Origin of the sequence: Leucobacter sp. USHLN154, assembly GCF_037145595.1 — a bacterium.
In the GTDB taxonomy this organism is placed as follows: Bacteria; Actinomycetota; Actinomycetes; order Actinomycetales; family Microbacteriaceae; genus Leucobacter; species Leucobacter alluvii.
The window spans coordinates 375,591-393,924 of sequence record NZ_JBBCXF010000003.1 but is presented as its reverse complement, the minus strand read 5'-3'; the positions used below and the strand labels follow the sequence as shown (position 1 = coordinate 393,924).

The following is an 18,334-nucleotide window of genomic DNA, read 5'->3' as shown; positions in this document are numbered from 1 at the left end:
GAGGCTCCCAGTAGATTACTGGGTTGATAGGCCAGATGTGGAAGCACTGTAAGGTGTGGAGCTGACTGGTACTAATAAGCCGATGACTTGATTTCTTCCTCCCCTTGAATGTGGGAGGGCATGAGTATCTTCAGTAACGATTGTTTCGCGTCCACTTTGTGGTTCTAGACGTACGGCCACACACGTCCACCTGTTTGGGGTGGGGTGTGGTCATATGTGAATAGAGTTACGGCGGCCATAGCGTCAGGGAAACGCCCGGTCACATTCCGAACCCGGAAGCTAAGACTGATTGCGCCGATGGTACTGCAAGGGGGACCTTGTGGGAGAGTAGGACACCGCCGGACACCTTTTACAGAAAGGGTCGTACAGTGTAAGCCAGAGACGGCACACACTGTACGACCCTTTCGCCATTTATAGGGCTCTCGCCGTCGACGATGAACAGGTTTCCCGGTCGTGATCGGGGCTTCGAGCGTTCGTTCTCAGGGGAATGGGTGTTTCCCTTCCAGTAGACTGGTTCCAGAACTGAACGCCGACGGAACCGGAAGTGGGTCGCCTATGGGAGCGATGATGAGTGTCCTGCTCATCCTCGCTGTCGTATCCATCGCGACTCACCCGCTGGCTCGAGTACTCGGCCGCAACGTCTTCTTCGTAGGGGCGGCGCTCCTCGCAGCCGTTACCGGCCTCTTCGCCGTGCTCGCGGTCCAGGTGTACAGCGGTGCGCCGGTCGTGGAGTCCTTCGCCTGGGTGCCGCAGCTCGACCTCACGCTGACGTTCCGGCTCGACACGATCTCCGTGCTCTTCGCATTGCTCGTCTCGGGGGCCGGCGCGCTGGTCCTGCTCTACTGCAGTCGCTATTTCGACGCGCACGAGCCGGGGCTCGAGCGCTTCGCCGCGGTGTTCATGGGGTTCGCGACGTCGATGCTCGGCCTCGTGCTCGCGGACGATGTCTATCTGCTCTTCATCTTCTGGGAAGGGACGACGATCTTCTCGTTCCTGCTCATCGGACACCTCACCCGTCTGCGCACGTCCACGGCCGCCGCTCTCCAAGCGCTCATGGTGACGACGCTCGGCGGACTCGCCATGCTCGTGGGCCTGGTGCTTCTCGCGAATCAGGTCGGCAGCTCGCTGCTCTCGGATATCGTCGCCACGCCTCCCCAGGGTGGCGTCGGCATCACGGCGGTGTTCTTGATCCTCGCCGGAGCACTCTCGAAATCGGCGATCTTCCCGTTCCACTTCTGGCTGCCGGGCGCCATGGCGGCGCCGACGCCGGTCAGCGCGTACCTGCACGCGGCGGCCATGGTCAAAGCAGGCATCTACCTGATCGCCCGCGTCACCCCGGCGTTCGGCGACGTGCCCGGCTATCGGGAGACGCTGGTCGTTCTCGGCGCCATCACCATGATCAACGGCGGCATTCGTGCGCTTCGCCAGTTCGACCTCAAGCTCATCGTGGCTCACGGTACCGTCAGCCAGTTGGGGCTGCTGGTCATGGTGTTCGGGGTGGGCGACCCGCGGGCGACCTTCGCCGGCTTCGCGCTGCTCTTCGCGCACGCACTCGCGAAAGCGCCACTCTTCCTCTCCGTCGGCGTCATCGACCATTCGACCGGAACCCGCGATCTGCGAAAGCTCAGCGGGCTCGGGAAGAAGATGCCGGTGCTCTTCGCGATCACGGTGCTGGCGTCGGCGTCCATGGCGGGGTTCCCGCCGTTCTTCGGTTTCATCGCGAAAGAGTCTGCGTTCACGGAGCTGCTCGAGGTCGGCCAGGAGCGGCCTCTGGCGATGGCGGCATTCGTGGTCGCAGTCGTCGGCAGCGTGCTCACGGTGGCATACATGGGTCGGTTCGTCTGGGGCGCATTCGCATCGAAGCCGCACGTCGAGACCTGCCGAGTCGCTCACGCGCCCGAGCGTTCGATCCTGATCGCTCCCGGCGTGTTCGCTGGTGCGACACTCCTGATCGGGCTGGTCGCGCCTGCAGCCGACGCGGTGCTGCTTCCACTGGTCAACGCGGAAGCCGCAGGTGTGAAGATCGAGCACCTCGCACTGTGGCACGGTGTGACGCCGGCCCTGTTCGCCTCGGCGGGGGTGCTCATCGGCGGGTCGTTGCTGGCCTGGGTGCTCAGTCGTACGACCCGGCGCATGCAGCCTCCCGTCGAGCGGTTCTCGGCATCGCACGCCTACTGGATCGTGACGCACTTCGTCGATTCGATCGCCGTGAAGCTCACGTCCATCACGCAGCGCGGCTCGCTTCCGTTCTATCTCGCGGTGATCCTGATCGTGCTCGTCGGAACGCTGGGCGGCACCGCACTCGCGACCGCCGAATGGCCCGGCGAATTCGTGCTGATCAGTTCTCCGGTGCAGATCCCGATCGCACTGGTGATGATCATCGCCGCCCTGTTCTCCCTGCGCGCACGCACGCGATTCCAATCGGTGGTGCTCGTCGGCCTGACCGGATACGGCATGGCCGCGATCTTCGCAATGCACGGGGCCCCAGATCTCGCGTTGACCCAGGCGCTCGTCGAGACCGTCACGCTCATCGCATTCGTGCTCGTCATCCGGCGCCTGCCCCAGCGGATCGGTCATCGCGCGAGCCGCCCCAAGAGGTGGCTCCGTGCGGGCATCGGCATCGGCGTCGGGCTCGTCTTCGGCATGCTGGCGGTCATCGCACTCGGATCGCGCATCGCGGAGCCGATCTCCCTGCAGCTGCCCGAGCTCGCGTACGCCGGCGGCCACGGGAGCAACGTCGTCAATGTGATGCTCGTCGACATCCGCGGTTGGGACACGATGGGCGAGCTCTCCGTGATTCTGGCTGCCGCGACCGGCGTGGCGTCGCTCGTCTTCCTCAGTACCCGTGTCGACAACCGCCCGAAGCTGAGCCGGCGGGACGCGCGGAGGGCCGCGCAGGAACACCTGCTCCGCGTCGCAGACCCCAACGATCCCGCGCGCCGCATGACCTGGCTTCTGGCGGGACGGCACCTCGATCCGGCGCGCCGCTCGATCCTGCTCGAAGTCGTGGTGCGACTCATCTTCCACGCGCTGATCATTCTGTCGATCTACCTGCTCCTGACCGGGCACAACTCGCCGGGAGGCGGATTCGCGGGCGGGCTCGTCGCCGGGCTCGCGCTCGTCGCGCGGTACCTCGCAGGCGGCCGCCACGAATTGGGGGCTACGGTTCCGCTCGATGCCGGCCGCATTCTCGGCGCTGGGCTCGCCATCGCGGTGTCGATGGCGTTCATCCCCATGCTCTTCGGGCAATCGGCACTGGCGTCGGCGTGGGTCGATATCGATCTCGGCATCTTCGGCTCCATTCCGCTGGTGACCTCGACGCTCTTCGACATCGGCGTGTACCTGGTCGTCTTCGGATTGATTCTCGACGTGCTCCGGAGTCTCGGCGCCGAAATCGATGAGCACGAAGAGGCGGATATCGCCTCGTTCGAGGAAGAGGAGGTGAGCTCGCGATGACGATGCCACTCGTTCTGGTCGCCGTGATGGTGATGATGTACGCCTGCGGTGTCTACCTCATGCTCGATCGGTCGTTGACGCGCCTGCTGCTCGGCTTCCTCCTCGTGGGCAATGCGACGAACCTGCTCATCTTCTTGATGTCGGGAAGCTTCGGAGCTGCGCCGATCTACGGAGAGGCGTCGGCCGAGGAGATGAGCGATCCGCTCCCGCAGGCGTTCATTCTCACGGCCATCGTCATCACATTCGGCGTCAGCGCCTTCCTGCTCGCGCTCATCTACCGGTCGTGGCGCCTCGCGCACGACCATGACGACCGCGTGCAGGACGACGATTCCGATCTGGAGCTCGCCACGACGCGCGCACTGGCAGCGACCGAGGTCACCGACGAAGACCTCGCGGAGACGCAGGAGTACGACGACGAGGACTACGCCGAATCCGGCGCAGACATCGCACCGAGCGGCAAGCCAGCCTCCGATGCATCCGAGACCGCGGGGGAGCCGAAGACATGATTCAGCTCGTTCCGCTCGCCGTGCTCATCCCGCTCGCGGGGGCCGCCTTCGCACTTGCCGTGCCCGGGCACCGCCGCTTGCAGCAGGGAATCACGCTGTTCGCCCTGAGTGCCGTCGTGCTGCTCAGCGGCGCGTTGATGTTCCTGGTGGATGCGCACGGCACGCTCGTCATGGAGGTCGGCGGCTGGGCGGCTCCGTTCGGCATCGCACTGGTCGTGGACCGGGTGTCGGCGCTCATGCTCACGGTGTCATCGATCGTGCTCCTCGGCGTCTTCCTCTTCTCGCTCGGTCAGGGCCTCGCCGACGGAGACGAAGACACGCCGGTGTCGATCTACTACCCGACGTACCTCGTGCTCGGTGCCGGCGTGTTCAACGCGTTCATCGCGGGCGACCTCTTCAACCTCTACGTCGGCTTCGAGATCCTGCTCGTGGCGAGCTACGTGCTCATCACGCTCGGAGGGACTGCGCAGCGCATTCGCGCCGGCGTGACGTACGTCATCGTGTCGCTCGTGTCGTCCGTGCTCTTCCTCGCAGCGATCGGGTTGATCTACGGCGCCACGGGCACGGTGAACATGGCGCAGCTCACGGTGCGGATCGCGGAGCTGCCGAGCGAGGTGCAACTCCTGCTCAATCTGGCACTGCTCATCGCGTTCGGCATCAAGGCCGCCGTCTTCCCACTCGCCTTCTGGCTGCCGGACTCGTACCCGACGGCCCCGGCTCCGGTCACGGCGGTGTTCGCCGGATTGCTGACGAAGGTGGGCGTGTACGCCATCATTCGGACGCAGACGAAACTGTTCCCGGATTCGAGCGTCGACCGATTGCTCCTCATCATCGCGGGACTGACGCTCCTGGTCGGCATTCTCGGCGCCGTCTCGCAACTCGACATCAAACGGCTGCTGTCGTTCACGCTCATCAGCCACATCGGGTACATGATCTTCGGAATCGGCATGGCCAATGCAGCCGGCTTCGCCGCGACGATCTACTACATCGCGCATCACATCATCGTGCAGACGACCCTCTTCCTCGCCGTCGGTCTGGTCGAACGACAAGGCGGGACCACCTCGATCTCCGGTCTCGGCGGCTTGATGCGCACTGCGCCGTTCATCGCCATCCTCTTCTTCATCCCGATGCTGAACCTCGGCGGCATCCCCCCGTTCTCAGGGTTCATCGGGAAGCTCGGGCTCTTCACGGTCGCCGCCGATGTCGCGAGCCCAGAAGCGTACTGGCTCATCGGCATCGGGGCGCTCGTCTCCCTCCTCACCCTCTATGCGTTGGCGCGCGCGTGGGTGCTCGCGTTCTGGCGAGCACCGGCGCAGCAGGGAAGCGATCCGAAATCCGCGAAGCCCACCACCACGGAAGCCGTCATGCTGCGCGAGCGCGAGCAGGCGCTCTTCGAGCGCTTGCAGGACGCGCCAGATGCGCAGCCGCAGGCCGAGCAGAAGGAGATCCCGAAGCTGATGTTCGTGGCGACCACCGGCATGGTCGCCATCAGCGTCACACTGACCATCTTCGCGGGTCCGCTCTACGCGTACGCGACCCGGGCAGGAGAAACTCTCGCCGAGCCGGGTATCGTCGTGGAACAGGTGCTCGGCGACGGCTCTGGAGCCGGCTCGGGCGGACCCGGCGGTGGGAGCGGCCAGACCACGCTCGAAGAGGGGGAATCGCATGAGTGATGCACCCACGGAGCTCGCGGGGGAATCACCCCGCGAAGCCCGTCGACGCGAATTCGGCGTGCGGCTGCACGAACTGCCCCTCGTGATCGGTCTCGTCGTTCTCTGGATGATGCTCTGGCACGAGGTGTCACTGCTTTCGGTGCTCAGCGGTCTGGTCATCGCCGTGTTCGTCATGCGACTGTTCTACCTCCCGCCCGTGGAGCTCGCCGGTCGATTCAATGTCTGGCATGCACTGCGGTACCTGGGGTACTTCATCTGGCACCTGGCGCGCGCCTCATGGGGAGTCGCATGGCTGGCCGTGCGCCCCGGACCGGTGCCGACGACGTCGATCATCGCGGTGAAGCTCACCACGCGGTCCGACTTCATCATGACGATGGTCGCGCTCACGAACTCCTTGATCCCAGGATCTCTCGTGACCGAGATCGATCGATTCAACTCGACGCTGTACCTGCACGTGCTGAATACGCCGACGCAGCGCGAGCTGACGCAGATGCGACGCAGCGTGTACACCATCGAGCGCCTGCTGGTGATGGCAGCCGGGTCCAAGCAGGAAGTGCAGGCCCTGACATGAGCAACATCACGCAGCTCCTGCTCATCGCGGCTGGCATCGGTCTCACCGTGACCGCCCTCGCCGCCATCGTGCGCATCGTACGCGGGCCGACGATTCTGGATCGCATGATCGCCTCCGATGTGCTCCTCACGACGCTGATGCTCGCCGTCGGCGCCGACATGGTGGCCCGCGGTCACACCGACACCATCCCGCTGATGACGGTGATCGCCGCCACTGCGACGCTCGCGACGATCGTCGTCGCCCGCTTCGTGAAGCGGCGCGCGGAGCAGCCTCCCCACCAGCAGCCGAAGGAGACGGGACATGTTTGATGCCGTACTCGATCTGATCGCGGCCGTCTGCATCTTCCTCGCCGCCGTGCTCTCGGTCGCGGCGGGAGTCGGTATCATCAGGTTCCCCGACGCGCTCAGCCGTCTGCACGCGGCAACGAAGCCCCAGATCTTCGGGCTTCTGCTGACGATCACGGCGATCGCGCTCGAGGAACGGTCCGTCGCGACGCTGCTCGCCCTGGTGCCGGTCTTCGTGTTTCAATCCCTCACCGCTCCCGTGGCCGCGCACATGGTGGGTCGCGCTGCGTATCGCACGGGGCAACTCGACACGACCACGCTCGTGGTCGACGAGTTGGCGCCGGCCATCGAGCGCAGCGAGGAGTCATTCGCGCGTCGCCCTGAACGGGAGAACGACGCTGGATCGGAGCCTTCGAAATCCGGCTGACGTGCAGCGAGCCGGGCCCGACGGGACCCGGCTCGCTGTCGACGACTCCTCGTGCGCGTCGTGGTGGAACTGCCTCGCTACGCGTCGACCAGGTATCGGCTGTAGGCCGGAACGGTCAGGAACGTCGGGAAGTCGTCGCCGAGCGCCACGTCGGTGAAGAGCTCAGCAGCGTCGTCGTAGCGATCGCCGTCCGCGCGTTCGAAACCGGCGACGGCCTCAGCGACGAGCTCGGCGACCCATTCCCGAGTGATCCGCGTGCCCTCGGCAGTCGACTGATCCTGATGGATCCACTGCCAGATCTGGGAACGGCTGATCTCGGCGGTCGCCGCGTCCTCCATCAGATTGTCGATGGCGACCGCGCCCAGTCCGCGGAGCCAGGCCTCGATGTACCGGATGCCGATCGAGACGTTCTCGCGCACGCCGGCCTCAGTGATATCCCGACCGATCCGCACGTCGAGCAGCTGAGCCGCGGTCACATGCACGTCATCGCGCTGCCGATCGACCTGGTTCGGGCGCTCACCGAGCACCGCATCGAACTCGGCTTGTGCGACGGGGATGAGGTCTGGGTGCGCCACCCACGTGCCGTCGAACCCGTCGCCGGCCTCACGGTGCTTGTCCGCGCGGACCTTCTCCTCCGCACGCGCTGTCACCTGCGGGTCCCGACGGTTGGGAATGAAGGCACTCATCCCGCCGATCGCGTGGGCGCCGCGCTTGTGGCAGGTCTGCACGAGCAGCTCGGTGTAGGCGCGCATGAACGGCACGGTCATGGTCACTTCACTGCGGTCCGGGAGCACGAAGCGAGCTCCGCGACCGCGGTAGTTCTTGATGATCGAGAAGATGTAGTCCCATCGCCCGGCGTTCAGTCCGGCGATGTGGTCCCGCATCACGTACAGGATCTCTTCCATCTCGAAAGCCGCTGGAAGCGTCTCGATGAGCACGGTCGCGCGAATGGTGCCGTGGGGGAGACCGAGCGCTTCCTCGGTGAAGGTGAAGACGTCGTCCCACAGCTTCGCCTCTTCGCTCGACTCGAGCTTGGCGATGTAGAAGTACGGTCCCCGTCCTCGCGATACGAGCTCGCGCGCGTTGTGGAACGCGTAGAGTCCGAAGTCGACGAGGCTGCCCGACGCTGCACCGGCACGTCCATGCGTGTCCGTGAAGCGGAGGTGCTTCTCGACGAGGTGCCACCCGCGGGGCCTCATGACGATCGTCGGGGTGCGCTCGGCGGTGACCCGGTACTCCTTGCCGGCCTCGCTGGTGAAGGCGAGCTGCTCGCGAATCGCGTCGAAGAGCGAGATCTGGCCGCCGATGACGTTGCGCCACGTCGGGCTCGTCGCGTCTTCCTGATCTGCGAGCCAGACGCGAGCGCCGGAGTTCATCGCGTTGATCGTCATCTTCGGGTCGGTGGGGCCGGTGATCTCCACGCGCCGATCCTCGAGACCCGGGCCCGCGCCGGCGACGCGCCAGTTCGGATCCTCTCTGATCGCCCGAGTCTCCTCGCGGAACTTCGGATCGCGTCCGTTGCCGATCTCGTAGCGGCGTCGCTGTCGGTCGGCGAGACGCTCGTGCCGAGTGCTGGCGAAGCGATCGTGCAGACGAGTCAGGAACTCGAGGGCATCGGGCGTGAGGATCTCTTCGCTGCGGGGGAATGGACGTCCGAGCACCTCGAACCGCGACGGCGATGTCGTGCTCTCGGATGTGCTGGTGCGTTCGGTGGTGGCGGTCTGCAGCTCCAGTCCCGCCTGGGTCGTCGTCATGATCTGCTCCTCGATATGAGTGGTGTCGGGTGAATTCGGTGGGGACCGTCGCTCAGTGGAACTGGCCCTCTTCGGTGGAGCCGACGAGTGCGAGGGTCGAGGCGTCCGGGTTGAGTGCGGTGGAGATCGCGTCGAAGTATCCGGTGCCGACCTCGCGCTGGTGCTTCGTCGCCGTGTAGCCGCGCGCCTCGTCTGCGAACTCGCGCTCCTGCAGTTCGACGTACGCCGACATCCCGTCGCGGGCGTAGCCGTGCGCCAGGTCGAACATCGACGAGTTCAGTGCGTGGAATCCCGCGAGGGTGATGAACTGGAAGGAGAAGCCCATCGCTCCGAGCTCGCGCTGGAACTTCGCGATCGTCTCGTCGTCCAGGTGCTTCTTCCAGTTGAACGAGGGAGAGCAGTTGTAGGCGAGCATCTGATCCGGGAATTCGGCCTTGACGCTTTCGGCGAACTGGCGCGCCAGCTCCAGGTCGGGGGTGCCGGTCTCCATCCAGATGAGATCGGAGTACGGTGCGTAGGCCTTCGCCCTCGCGATGCACGGCGCGAGGCCGTTCGTGACCTTGTAGAAGCCCTCCGCCGTGCGCTCTCCGGTGACGAACGGACGATCGCGCTCGTCGACGTCCGAGGTGATGAGCGTCGCGGCCTCGGCGTCGGTACGGGCGATGATGACGCTGGGCACGCCGGCGACGTCGGCCGCGAGGCGCGCGGAGTTCAGCGTGCGCACGTGCTGCTGCGTGGGGATCAGCACCTTGCCGCCGAGGTGACCGCACTTCTTCTCGCTCGCGAGCTGATCCTCCCAGTGCACGCCGGCGGCACCGGACGCGATCATCGACTTCATCAGCTCGTACGCGTTGAGGGGTCCGCCGAAGCCGGCCTCGGCATCGGCGACGATCGGAACCAGCCAGTCCTCGACGGTGCTGATGCCTTCGGAGTGCTCGATCTGGTCGGCGCGGAGGAGTGCGTTGTTGATGCGGCGCACGACCTGCGGCACCGAGTTCGCGGGGTAGAGCGACTGATCGGGGTAGGTGTGACCCGAGATGTTGGCGTCGGCGGCCACCTGCCAGCCCGAGAGGTAGATCGCGCGCAGGCCGGCCTTCACCTGCTGCACGGCCTGGTTGCCCGTGAGTGCTCCGAGGGCGTTCGTGTAGCCGCCGGTCGGGGTCTCGCTGGTGAGCTGGCTCCACAGCTTCTCGGCGCCGCGGCGCGCCAGCGTGTGCTCCTCCTGCACGGTTCCCCTGAGCTTGACGACGTCGGCGGCGGTGTAATCGCGGGTGATTCCGTCCCAGCGCGGGTCGTTCTCCCAGTCCCAGGCGAGCTGCTCGGCGGATGAGGGGGTCTGCGATGCGTCGTTGGTCACGATGACTCCTGTGTTCGGCCCGAAGGCGTGTTTTCCGTGTAGTTCCATCCTGAGGGGTGCTCACCAGTCGGATTGGGCACTTCGGGGGGTGAAGAATTGGAGTATTTTCACTTGCCGGAAGAAAGTGCGTCTGCGAGGATGAGCCGCATGACTCTTCTCGATATCGATCCGGCGCAGGCGACGAGCGGCGAAGCCGCGGGCGATGCGCTGCTCCTCGGGCGCCGCGTCCGCGCGCTGCGCACCTCGCGGGGCCTGACTCTGGAGCAATTGGCGCGTGCCGTCGACCGCGCACCGTCCCAGCTCTCCGCGATCGAGAATGGGAAACGGGAACCCCGGCTCCCGATGCTCAGGTCGTTGGCGGTGGCGCTCGGCGTGACGGTGGACACGCTGCTCGACACGGAGGCACCCTCGGAGCGCGCCGCCCTCGAGATCGCGGTGGAGCGCGCGCAGCGAGGAACCGTGTTCCAGTCACTCGGTCTGCAGCCGATCCGCGTCTCCAAGGCGACGAGCGACGAGACGCTCCAGGCGATCCTCGGGCTGCATCAGGAAGTCGAACGGCTCCATCGGGAGCGCGCTGCGACGCCGGAGGAGGCTCGGCGTGCGAACACCGAACTCCGGGCGCAGATGCGCAGCGTCGGCAACTACTTCGCCGAACTCGAGGGCGCGGCCACCGGTCTCCTCGACAGCGTCGGGTACGCGGGCGGCCCGGTGTCGCAGCAGACGATCGCGAACATCTCGGAGCGCCTGGGGTTCAGTCTGCATTACGTCTCCGACATGCCGCACTCGACGCGCTCCGTGATCGATCGCCGCAACGGCAGGGTGTATCTGAGCGGCGCGGTCCCATCGCGAGATGCGCGCGCCCCGATCCTGCGAGCGCTCGCGAGTGTGGTCTGCGGGCACGAGGAGCCGAGCAGCTATGGCGAGTTCTTGCGGCAGCGCGTTGAGGCCAACTATCTCGCGGGCGCCGTGCTGCTCCCGGAGGCGGCGGCCGTTCCGCTGCTCGCCGAAGCGAAGCAGCAGCGACAGATCTCGATGGAGGATCTGCGCGATGCCTTCGGCGTCTCTTACGAGATGGCGGCCCACCGGTTCACCAATCTGGCGAGTGAGCGACTCGGGCTCGAGGTGCACTTCATGAAGGCGCACGAATCGGGGACGCTGATCAAGGCGTATGAGAACGACGGAGTGCGATTCCCGTCGGACGCGCTCGGGAACTTCGAGGGAGCAACCGTGTGCCGGAACTGGACCGCGCGCACGGTCTTCGGGCAGCCCGACCGGTTCAACCCGTGGTACCAGTACACCGACATGGCGGCGGGGGGCACCTACTGGTGCACTTCGCGGGTCGAGAAGGCGAAAGAAGGGCAGTACTCCGTGAGCGTCGGGGTGCGCTTCTCCGACGTGAAGTGGTTCCGTGGGCGGGAGACGGCCCATCGTTCTCAGTCCTTCTGCCCGGACGATCAGTGCTGCCGGCAGGCCTCGGCCGAATTGACCCGGAAGTGGGAGGCGGCTGCGTGGCCCGAGGCGGCGACGCCGACGAGCCTGCTCGCGGCGCTGCCGACGGGAACGTTTCCCGGCGTCGACGCCCACGAGGTCTACGCATTTCTCGAATCTCACGAATAGCGGGGAAGTTGCTGTACGCCACGCCGTGACCGTCGACAAAAGTCGCCGCCGACGTGCGCCGGGAGCCTCGCCTGCGATAGCGTAGAAGTGTCGAGCCGAATGGCTTGCTGAGGCCCCGAGTGAAGAAGTGGGTGAGGACATGAGCAGCGACAATCATGCCCGTCGCGCAGAGAGCACGGAAGTGCGATCGACCCAGCAGTTCCGAGAAGATCTGGGCGCACTCATTCGCACGCGGGCGACCGATCTGACGATCGACGAGCGGGAAGCGGTGGAAGCCTTGCCCTCCGGTGCGGCGCTTCTCGTCGTGAGGCGCGGCCCCGATCAGGGCGCGCGCTTCCTCCTCGACCAGGACGTCACGGTCGCCGGTCGTCATCCGGCGGTGGACATCTTCCTCGACGACGTGACCGTATCCCGACGACATGCGGAGTTCCGCCGCAGCGGTACGACGTTCTCGGTCGCCGACCTCGGTTCGCTCAACGGCACCTTCTGCGATGGGACCCGGATCGACGGCTCGGTCGTGCTGCAGGACGGCGCAGAGGTGCAGGTCGGCAAGTTCCGCTTCACCTTCTTCGCCTCCCGATTCGATCTCGCCGAGGAGAACTAGCGTGGCGGCCTCCCAGGCCCGCCAAAACCCTTCAGGTCTCCTCAGCATCGGTCACGTGCTGGCCCGGCTGCAGGATGACTTCGCCGACCTGACCCCCTCGAAGCTGCGCTTCCTCGAGGAGCAGGGGCTCGTCACGCCTGAGCGAACGAAGTCGGGCTATCGAAAATTCTCGCAGGCGCACATCGAACGCCTGCGGTTGATTCTCACGCTGCAGCGCGATCACTACCTGCCGTTGAAAGTCATCGCGGAGGTGCTCGAGGAACTCGACGCCGGCCGTGACCCGATCATCCCCGGAGCTGCGCCGCGCAGCGCCTCGAGCGTTCTGGCGCCGAAGCGCGTGCTGAGCAGTGAAGAGCTGCGGCGATTGACCGGGGCGAGCCCGCGGTTCATCGGCGAGGCGATCGCGGCTGGCCTGCTGCCAGCAGCCGAGGTGTTTCCGCACGACGCGGTCGCGCAGGTGACCGCGCTGTTGAAGCTCTCCGAGCAGGGCATCACTCCGCGTCACCTCCGGCCGCTGCGCGTCGCGGCCGAGCGCGAGGCCGAACTCATCGCTCATGCCGTCTCGACGCGGGGCGTGAAGGCGGCGTCGCCTGCTGCGATGGAAGGGGCGCTCGAGATCGCGGATCACCTCGACACGGTGCGCGCCGGCGTGTTGCGACGGAGGATCGGCAACGCCTGACGACGCGAACTTCGGCGCGTTTTCAACCCTCAAGTTCCACTTGAGGTCGACACGCGATAATTAACCCTCAACGGTCGTTGCACCAGGGCGAAGTGCTCGATAGCGTTGGTGAAGTTCGGCGCCCATCCTTGCGTGCGCCGATGTGAAAGGAACACGATGGAGCACACTCAGCGGCCCGGCGCCGACGCGGCGATTCCGCCGGCGCACGTCGGCACGGAGTCGGACGGGGCAGCAATGGCCGAGTCGTTCACCTCGTTCTCCATCGACGCTGATGTGCTGTTCGACGACGGCCTTCCGCGCCCGAATCAGGACGGCGGATTCAAAGGCGCCACGGCAGCCCGCGCAGCCGGCATCACCTACCGCCAGCTCGACTACTGGGCCCGCACCGGCCTCGTCGAACCGACCGTGCGCAGCGCCAAGGGATCCGGCTCGCAGCGCCTCTACGGCTTCCGAGACATCCTCGTACTCAAGCTCGTGAAGCGTCTGCTCGACACCGGAATCTCACTGCAGCAGATCCGCACCGCCGTGGCGCAGCTGCACGAAGCCGGCGTCCACGACCTGTCGCAGACGACGCTCATGAGCGACGGAGCGAGCGTCTATCTCTGCACCTCGAACGACGAGGTCATCGACCTCGTGAGCCGCGGGCAAGGGGTCTTCGGCATCGCCGTCGGCAAGGTGCTCCGCGAAGTGGAGACGTCTCTGGTCGACATGGACGAGCACCGTGAGGAGACCGCGTCGGAGACGACGGGGACCGCGGTCGACGAGCTGGCAGCTCGGCGGGAGACCCGCAAGATCTCCTGACTCGGAGGAGTGGCGCGCGTCGGAGCGGCGCGCGTCCTGCGAACTCGAACGGGGTCAGCTCTGCGACGACTCAGATTCGCGAGGGCTCAGCTCCGCGATGCCCAATATCGAGCGCGTCGAGGCAGAGCGCTCCACGCAGTGCGAGAGCTCGCGCTCAGTTTTCCACGACGGTAGCAGTGGGAGCGTTCGAAGCTCCGGCGCGCCCGGCGTCCATACCGGCAGATCGAAGAATCCGATCGAGCACCAGGTCGAAGTTCGCGGCCATCTCCTGAGAGGCTTCGCCCGGCCACATGTGCACCGGCTTCGCGGCGCCCTGCGCCTGCTGCAGCGAAAGGCGCTCAGGGAGCTGCGGGTTGAGGACCAAGGGGCCGAACATCTCGCGGAGCTCCCGAATGCGGAACTGGTGCTCCAGCGACTGGGGCTGCGTGCGATTGATGAGGATTCCGAGCGGCTGCAGACGAGGGCTGACGCCGCGCCGAATCTCTTCGATCGCGCGAAGCGCGCGGTCGGTGGCCGCGACGGCGAACAGGCTCGGTTCAGCGACGACGAGCACGCGATCGCTCGCCGCCCATGCGGTTCGGGTCAAGGCGTTCAACGAAGGTGCGCAGTCCACGAGGACGAGGTCGTACTCGGACTCGACGACCGCGAGGGCCTCTTCGAGCTTCCAGATGTCGCGTGTGGAGGGGTGGGGGCCGTCGAAGTTGATCGCCGAGGGGCTGCCGACGAGGAGGTCGATCTTGCCGCCCTCGTGGTAGTCGTTCCAGCCGCTGTGCGCGATGGCGCTCCGAACCGTCTTCTCCTTCGGGCTCTCGAGCACGTTCGCGACGTTGGCGAACCCCTCGGGGTTCACGGCCAGACCCGTCGACACGTCGGACTGCGGATCGAAGTCGACGACCAGTGTCCGCAGGCCGCGGGAAAACGCGGCTGAAGCGAGGCCGAGCGTCACGGTCGTCTTGCCGACGCCGCCCTTGAGGGAACTCACACTCAATACATGCACGTGGCAAGTTTAGTGGATTCGCCCCGTGCGTCGCCTGACTTCGTCGTGGGCGAACGGAATCGTCGACCCCGGGCCGGCGGCTCCCGCCGCAGTTCGCCATATGACCACTCGCGCGTGACCGACCATGTATCTTGATATCGAACCAGTTCGACGGTGCGAGCACCCGGCGGCGAGAACAGTAGCAAGGAGGCGGAGTGTTCCAGAAGATCTTGGTGGCGAATCGTGGTGAGATCGCGATTCGGGCGTTTCGAGCGGCGCACGAGTTGGGTGCGCAGACGGTCGCAGTGTTCCCGTACGAGGACCGCAATTCCCTGCATCGGCTGAAGGCCGACGAGGCGTACCTGATCGGCTCGGTGGGGCATCCGGTCCGCGCATACCTCGACGTCGCCGAGATCGTGCGGGTCGCCGTCGAGTCGGGCGCGGATGCGATCTACCCGGGGTACGGCTTCCTGTCGGAGAATCCGGATCTCGCGGCGGCCGCCGATGCCGCCGGCATTCGGTTCATCGGGCCGGGCAAGACCGCGCTCGAGATGGCGGGCAACAAGGTCGCCGCGAAGGAGCATGCGATCGCGGCGGGGGTTCCCGTCCTGCGATCCACCCCGCCGTCGACCGACATCGAAGCGCTGGTCGCCGGCGCCGAGGAGATCGGGTTCCCCGTGTTCGCGAAGGCGGTCGCCGGCGGCGGCGGACGAGGGATGCGGCGAGTGGAGCGGGTCGAGGATCTGCGTGACGCGCTGGCTGCGGCCATGCGCGAAGCGGAGTCCGCGTTCGGCGACGCGACGATGTTCATCGAGCAGGCCGTGCTGCGCCCGCGGCACATCGAAGTGCAGGTGCTCGCGGACTCGACCGGGGCGACGGTGCACCTGTTTGAGCGGGACTGCTCCGTGCAGCGCCGCCATCAGAAGGTCGTCGAGATCGCGCCGGCTCCGAACCTGACGGAGGAGAAGCGGGCAGAACTCACACGCGACGCGATCGCGTTCGCGGAATCGATCGGGTACGAGAACGCCGGGACCGTGGAGTTCCTCCTCGACACCGCGGGCGAGCGCGCCGGGGAGCATGTCTTCATCGAGATGAATCCGCGCATCCAGGTCGAGCACACGGTGACCGAAGAGGTCACCGATGTCGATCTGGTGCGTGCGCAGATGCGGATCGCGGCGGGGGCGACTCTGGCTGAACTCGAATTGACCCAGGATCGCATTCAGCTGCGAGGCGCAGCGCTGCAGTGCAGGATCACCACGGAGGATCCGGTCAACGGGTTCCGGCCCGACCTGGGCCGCATCACCGCGTACCGTTCGCCGGGCGGCGGCGGGGTGCGCCTCGACGGCGGCACGATCGAGGTCGGTGCGCAGATCAGCCCGCACTTCGACTCGATGCTGGCGAAGCTCACCTGCCGCGGGCGGTCGTTCGAGGACGCGGTGCGCCGCGCGCAGCGGGCGCTCGCCGAGTTCCGCATTCGCGGCGTCGCGACGAACATCCCGTTCCTCCAGGCCGTTCTCGCCGACACCGATTTCCAGTCCGGCGACATCTCGACCCAGTTCATCGGCGAACGCCCGGAACTGCTCAAGATGAACGCGTCCAAGGATCGCGCGACACGGTTGCTGCAGCACGTGGCGAACGTCACCGTGAACCAGCCGCACGGCCCCCGTCCCGAGCTCATCGATCCCGAGGCCAAGCTGCCCCGTATCGATCTGTCACGGCCAGCGCCTGCGGGGAAGCGGCAGCTCCTCCTGGAGATCGGGCCGGAAGCCTACGCGCGTCAGCTGCGCGAGCAGACCGCGCTCGCGGTGACCGAGACCACGTTCCGCGACGCCCATCAGTCGCTGCTCGCGACGCGGGTGCGCACGAAGGATCTCGCGCGCGTGGCTCCGTATGTGGCGCGCATGACGCCCGAGCTGTGGTCGGTCGAGGCGTGGGGCGGTGCCACGTACGACGTCGCCCTGAGGTTCCTGGGGGAGGACCCCTGGGAGCGACTTGCGAAGCTGCGCGAGGCGCTCCCGAACGTACCGATTCAGATGCTGCTGCGCGGCCAGAACACGGTCGGATACACCCCGTACCCCGAGCAGGTCGCACAGGCCTTCGTGCGGGAAGCGGCGTCGACCGGAGTGGACGTCTTCCGCATCTTCGACGCGCTCAACGACGTGAACCAGATGCGTGTCGCGATCGACGCGGTGCGAGAGACCGGCACAGCGGTCGCCGAGGTCGCGATGTCGTTCACCGGCAATCTGCTGAGCCCGGCGGAGGACAAGTACACCCTGGACTACTATCTCCGTCTCGCCGAGCAGATCGTCGATGCCGGCGCGCATGTGCTCGCGATCAAGGACATGGCGGGGCTGCTGCGCCCGGCTGCCGCGGCGAAGCTCGTCACCGCGCTCCGCGAGCGGTTCGATCTCCCGGTGCATCTGCATACGCACGACACTCCGGGCGGGCAGCTCGCAACGCTGCTCGCGGCGAGTGCTGCCGGGGTGGATGCGGTCGACGCCGCATCGGCGCCGATGTCGGGCACGACCAGTCAGCCGTCGTTGTCCGCACTGGTGGCGTCGCTCGCCGACACGGATCGCGATACGGGCCTCTCGCAAGACGCCGTCTTCGCGCTCGAACCGTACTGGGACGCCGTGCGCTCCGTGTACCGCCCGTTTGAATCCGGGCTCCCGAGCCCGACCGGGCGCGTGTACACGCACGAGATCCCTGGCGGGCAGCTCTCCAACCTGCGGCAGCAGGCGATCGCGCTGGGACTGGCCGACAATTTCGAGAAGATCGAGGATCTGTACGCCGCCGCCGACCGCATCCTCGGCCGCATTCCGAAGGTGACACCGTCGTCGAAGGTCGTCGGCGATCTCGCCCTGCACCTCTCGGCGGTGGACGCCGATCCGGCGGACTTCGAGGCGCACCCGGAGAAGTACGACATCCCCGACTCAGTGGTCGGGTTCCTCGCCGGAGAGCTGGGCGAGATCCCGGGCGGGTGGCCGGAACCCTTCCGCAGCAAGGTGCTCAAGGGTCGCACCGTGAACATCGATGTCGCGCCCGTTTCCGATGCGGACGCTGCGCTGCTGAACGGGTCGAGCGCTGAGCGGCGCGAGACGCTCAATCGCCTCCTTTTCCCGCAGCCGACCCAGCAGTACTCGGACGTCCGCGAGCAGTACGGCGACGTCTCGGTGCTCGATACGGCGGACTACCTCTACGGCCTGCAATCGGGCGAGGAGCGCGCGATCGATCTCGCGAAGGGCGTGCGGCTGTACGTGGGACTGGAGGCCATCGGCGAAGCCGACGACAAGGGCCTGCGAACCGTGATGGTGCGCGTGAACGGCCAATTGCGTCAAGTCTTCGTCAAGGATGAATCCGTGAAGGTCGAGGCGGTGCTCGCGGAGAAAGCCGATCGTTCGGCGCCGGGGCACGTCGCTGCACCGTTCTCGGGCACGGTGACCGTGAAGGTCGCGGAGGGTGACGTCGTCGAGGCCGGTCAGCCGGTCGCCTCCATCGAGGCGATGAAGATGGAGGCCGCCATCACGGCGCCCATCTCCGGTCGCATCGAGCGGATCGTCTTCACGGGTACGCGCGGACTGGAATCCGGCGACCTCATCGCGGTCGTCTCCGGGGCGGAGTAGTAGCAC

General features: G+C 66.4%; 14 protein-coding genes and 2 rRNA genes. 13 read left to right on the top strand and 3 right to left on the bottom strand.

Annotated features, from left to right (window positions below; genetic code table 11):
- The 8 genes from WFH23_RS07955 to mnhG form a co-directional block, all read left to right on the top strand.
- Nucleotides 1-95, top strand: a 23S ribosomal RNA gene (locus tag WFH23_RS07955); the annotation flags it as partial.
- Nucleotides 96-227: 132 nt separating this feature from the next.
- Nucleotides 228-344 (top strand): 5S ribosomal RNA (gene rrf / locus WFH23_RS07950).
- A gap of 220 nt (nucleotides 345-564) precedes the next feature.
- Nucleotides 565-3,456: a Na+/H+ antiporter subunit A gene (locus WFH23_RS07945; RefSeq protein ID WP_090149866.1), complete on the top strand. Its 2,892-nt coding sequence runs from the start codon at nucleotides 565-567 to the stop codon at nucleotides 3,454-3,456.
- Nucleotides 3,453-3,962 carry a Na(+)/H(+) antiporter subunit C gene (locus tag WFH23_RS07940; RefSeq protein WP_336662132.1) on the top strand — a complete coding sequence of 170 codons (510 nt, stop codon included), beginning with the start codon at nucleotides 3,453-3,455 and terminating at the stop codon, nucleotides 3,960-3,962. The genes WFH23_RS07945 and WFH23_RS07940 overlap by 4 nt, the downstream gene beginning before the upstream one ends.
- Entirely contained in the window at nucleotides 3,959-5,635 is a 1,677-nt protein-coding gene (locus tag WFH23_RS07935) for a Na+/H+ antiporter subunit D (RefSeq protein ID WP_090149475.1), read from the top strand. The genes WFH23_RS07940 and WFH23_RS07935 overlap by 4 nt, the downstream gene beginning before the upstream one ends.
- Nucleotides 5,628-6,206: a Na+/H+ antiporter subunit E gene (locus WFH23_RS07930; protein WP_090149470.1), complete on the top strand. Its 579-nt coding sequence runs from the start codon at nucleotides 5,628-5,630 to the stop codon at nucleotides 6,204-6,206. The genes WFH23_RS07935 and WFH23_RS07930 overlap by 8 nt, the downstream gene beginning before the upstream one ends.
- Nucleotides 6,203-6,514 (top strand): monovalent cation/H+ antiporter complex subunit F, encoded by a 312-nt coding sequence (locus WFH23_RS07925; RefSeq protein ID WP_090149466.1) that lies wholly within the window; start codon nucleotides 6,203-6,205, stop codon nucleotides 6,512-6,514. The genes WFH23_RS07930 and WFH23_RS07925 overlap by 4 nt, the downstream gene beginning before the upstream one ends.
- A complete protein-coding gene (gene mnhG, locus WFH23_RS07920) occupies nucleotides 6,507-6,917 on the top strand; it encodes a monovalent cation/H(+) antiporter subunit G (RefSeq protein ID WP_090149461.1) in 411 nt (136 codons plus the stop codon). Before WFH23_RS07925 ends, mnhG begins: the two co-directional genes overlap by 8 nt.
- A gap of 77 nt (nucleotides 6,918-6,994) precedes the next feature.
- On the opposite strand, the gene aceB is transcribed toward mnhG, so the two are convergent.
- Both aceB and aceA read right to left on the bottom strand, forming a co-directional pair.
- Nucleotides 6,995-8,671, bottom strand: a complete 1,677-nt coding sequence (aceB, locus tag WFH23_RS07915; protein ID WP_336662131.1) for a malate synthase A — start codon at nucleotides 8,669-8,671, stop codon at nucleotides 6,995-6,997.
- A 52-nt stretch (nucleotides 8,672-8,723) separates the two neighbouring features.
- Nucleotides 8,724-10,028, bottom strand: a complete 1,305-nt coding sequence (aceA, locus tag WFH23_RS07910; RefSeq protein ID WP_090149453.1) for an isocitrate lyase — start codon at nucleotides 10,026-10,028, stop codon at nucleotides 8,724-8,726.
- Between the two features lie 138 nt (nucleotides 10,029-10,166).
- Between aceA and WFH23_RS07905 the strand changes: the two genes are divergently transcribed.
- The 4 genes from WFH23_RS07905 to WFH23_RS07890 all read left to right on the top strand — a co-directional run bounded on the left by WFH23_RS07905 (nucleotide 10,167) and on the right by WFH23_RS07890 (nucleotide 13,729).
- Entirely contained in the window at nucleotides 10,167-11,645 is a 1,479-nt protein-coding gene (locus WFH23_RS07905) for a helix-turn-helix domain-containing protein (RefSeq protein ID WP_090149450.1), read from the top strand.
- A 139-nt stretch (nucleotides 11,646-11,784) separates the two neighbouring features.
- A complete protein-coding gene (locus tag WFH23_RS07900; RefSeq protein WP_090149863.1) occupies nucleotides 11,785-12,249 on the top strand; it encodes an FHA domain-containing protein in 465 nt (154 codons plus the stop codon).
- A gap of 1 nt (nucleotide 12,250) precedes the next feature.
- Nucleotides 12,251-12,928: a transcriptional regulator FtsR gene (gene ftsR, locus WFH23_RS07895; protein WP_336662130.1), complete on the top strand. Its 678-nt coding sequence runs from the start codon at nucleotides 12,251-12,253 to the stop codon at nucleotides 12,926-12,928.
- A gap of 234 nt (nucleotides 12,929-13,162) precedes the next feature.
- Nucleotides 13,163-13,729, top strand: coding sequence for a MerR family transcriptional regulator (locus WFH23_RS07890; protein WP_090149858.1), 567 nt, complete (start codon nucleotides 13,163-13,165; stop codon nucleotides 13,727-13,729).
- Nucleotides 13,730-13,883: 154 nt separating this feature from the next.
- Here the strand turns inward: WFH23_RS07890 and WFH23_RS07885 are convergent, their stop codons facing one another.
- On the bottom strand, nucleotides 13,884-14,711 hold the full coding sequence (locus WFH23_RS07885) for an AAA family ATPase (RefSeq protein ID WP_090149443.1): 828 nt from the start codon (nucleotides 14,709-14,711) through the stop codon (nucleotides 13,884-13,886).
- Between the two features lie 209 nt (nucleotides 14,712-14,920).
- Between WFH23_RS07885 and WFH23_RS07880 the strand changes: the two genes are divergently transcribed.
- Nucleotides 14,921-18,328 carry a pyruvate carboxylase gene (locus tag WFH23_RS07880; protein WP_336662129.1) on the top strand — a complete coding sequence of 1,136 codons (3,408 nt, stop codon included), beginning with the start codon at nucleotides 14,921-14,923 and terminating at the stop codon, nucleotides 18,326-18,328.
- Nucleotides 18,329-18,334 lie beyond the last annotated feature (6 nt).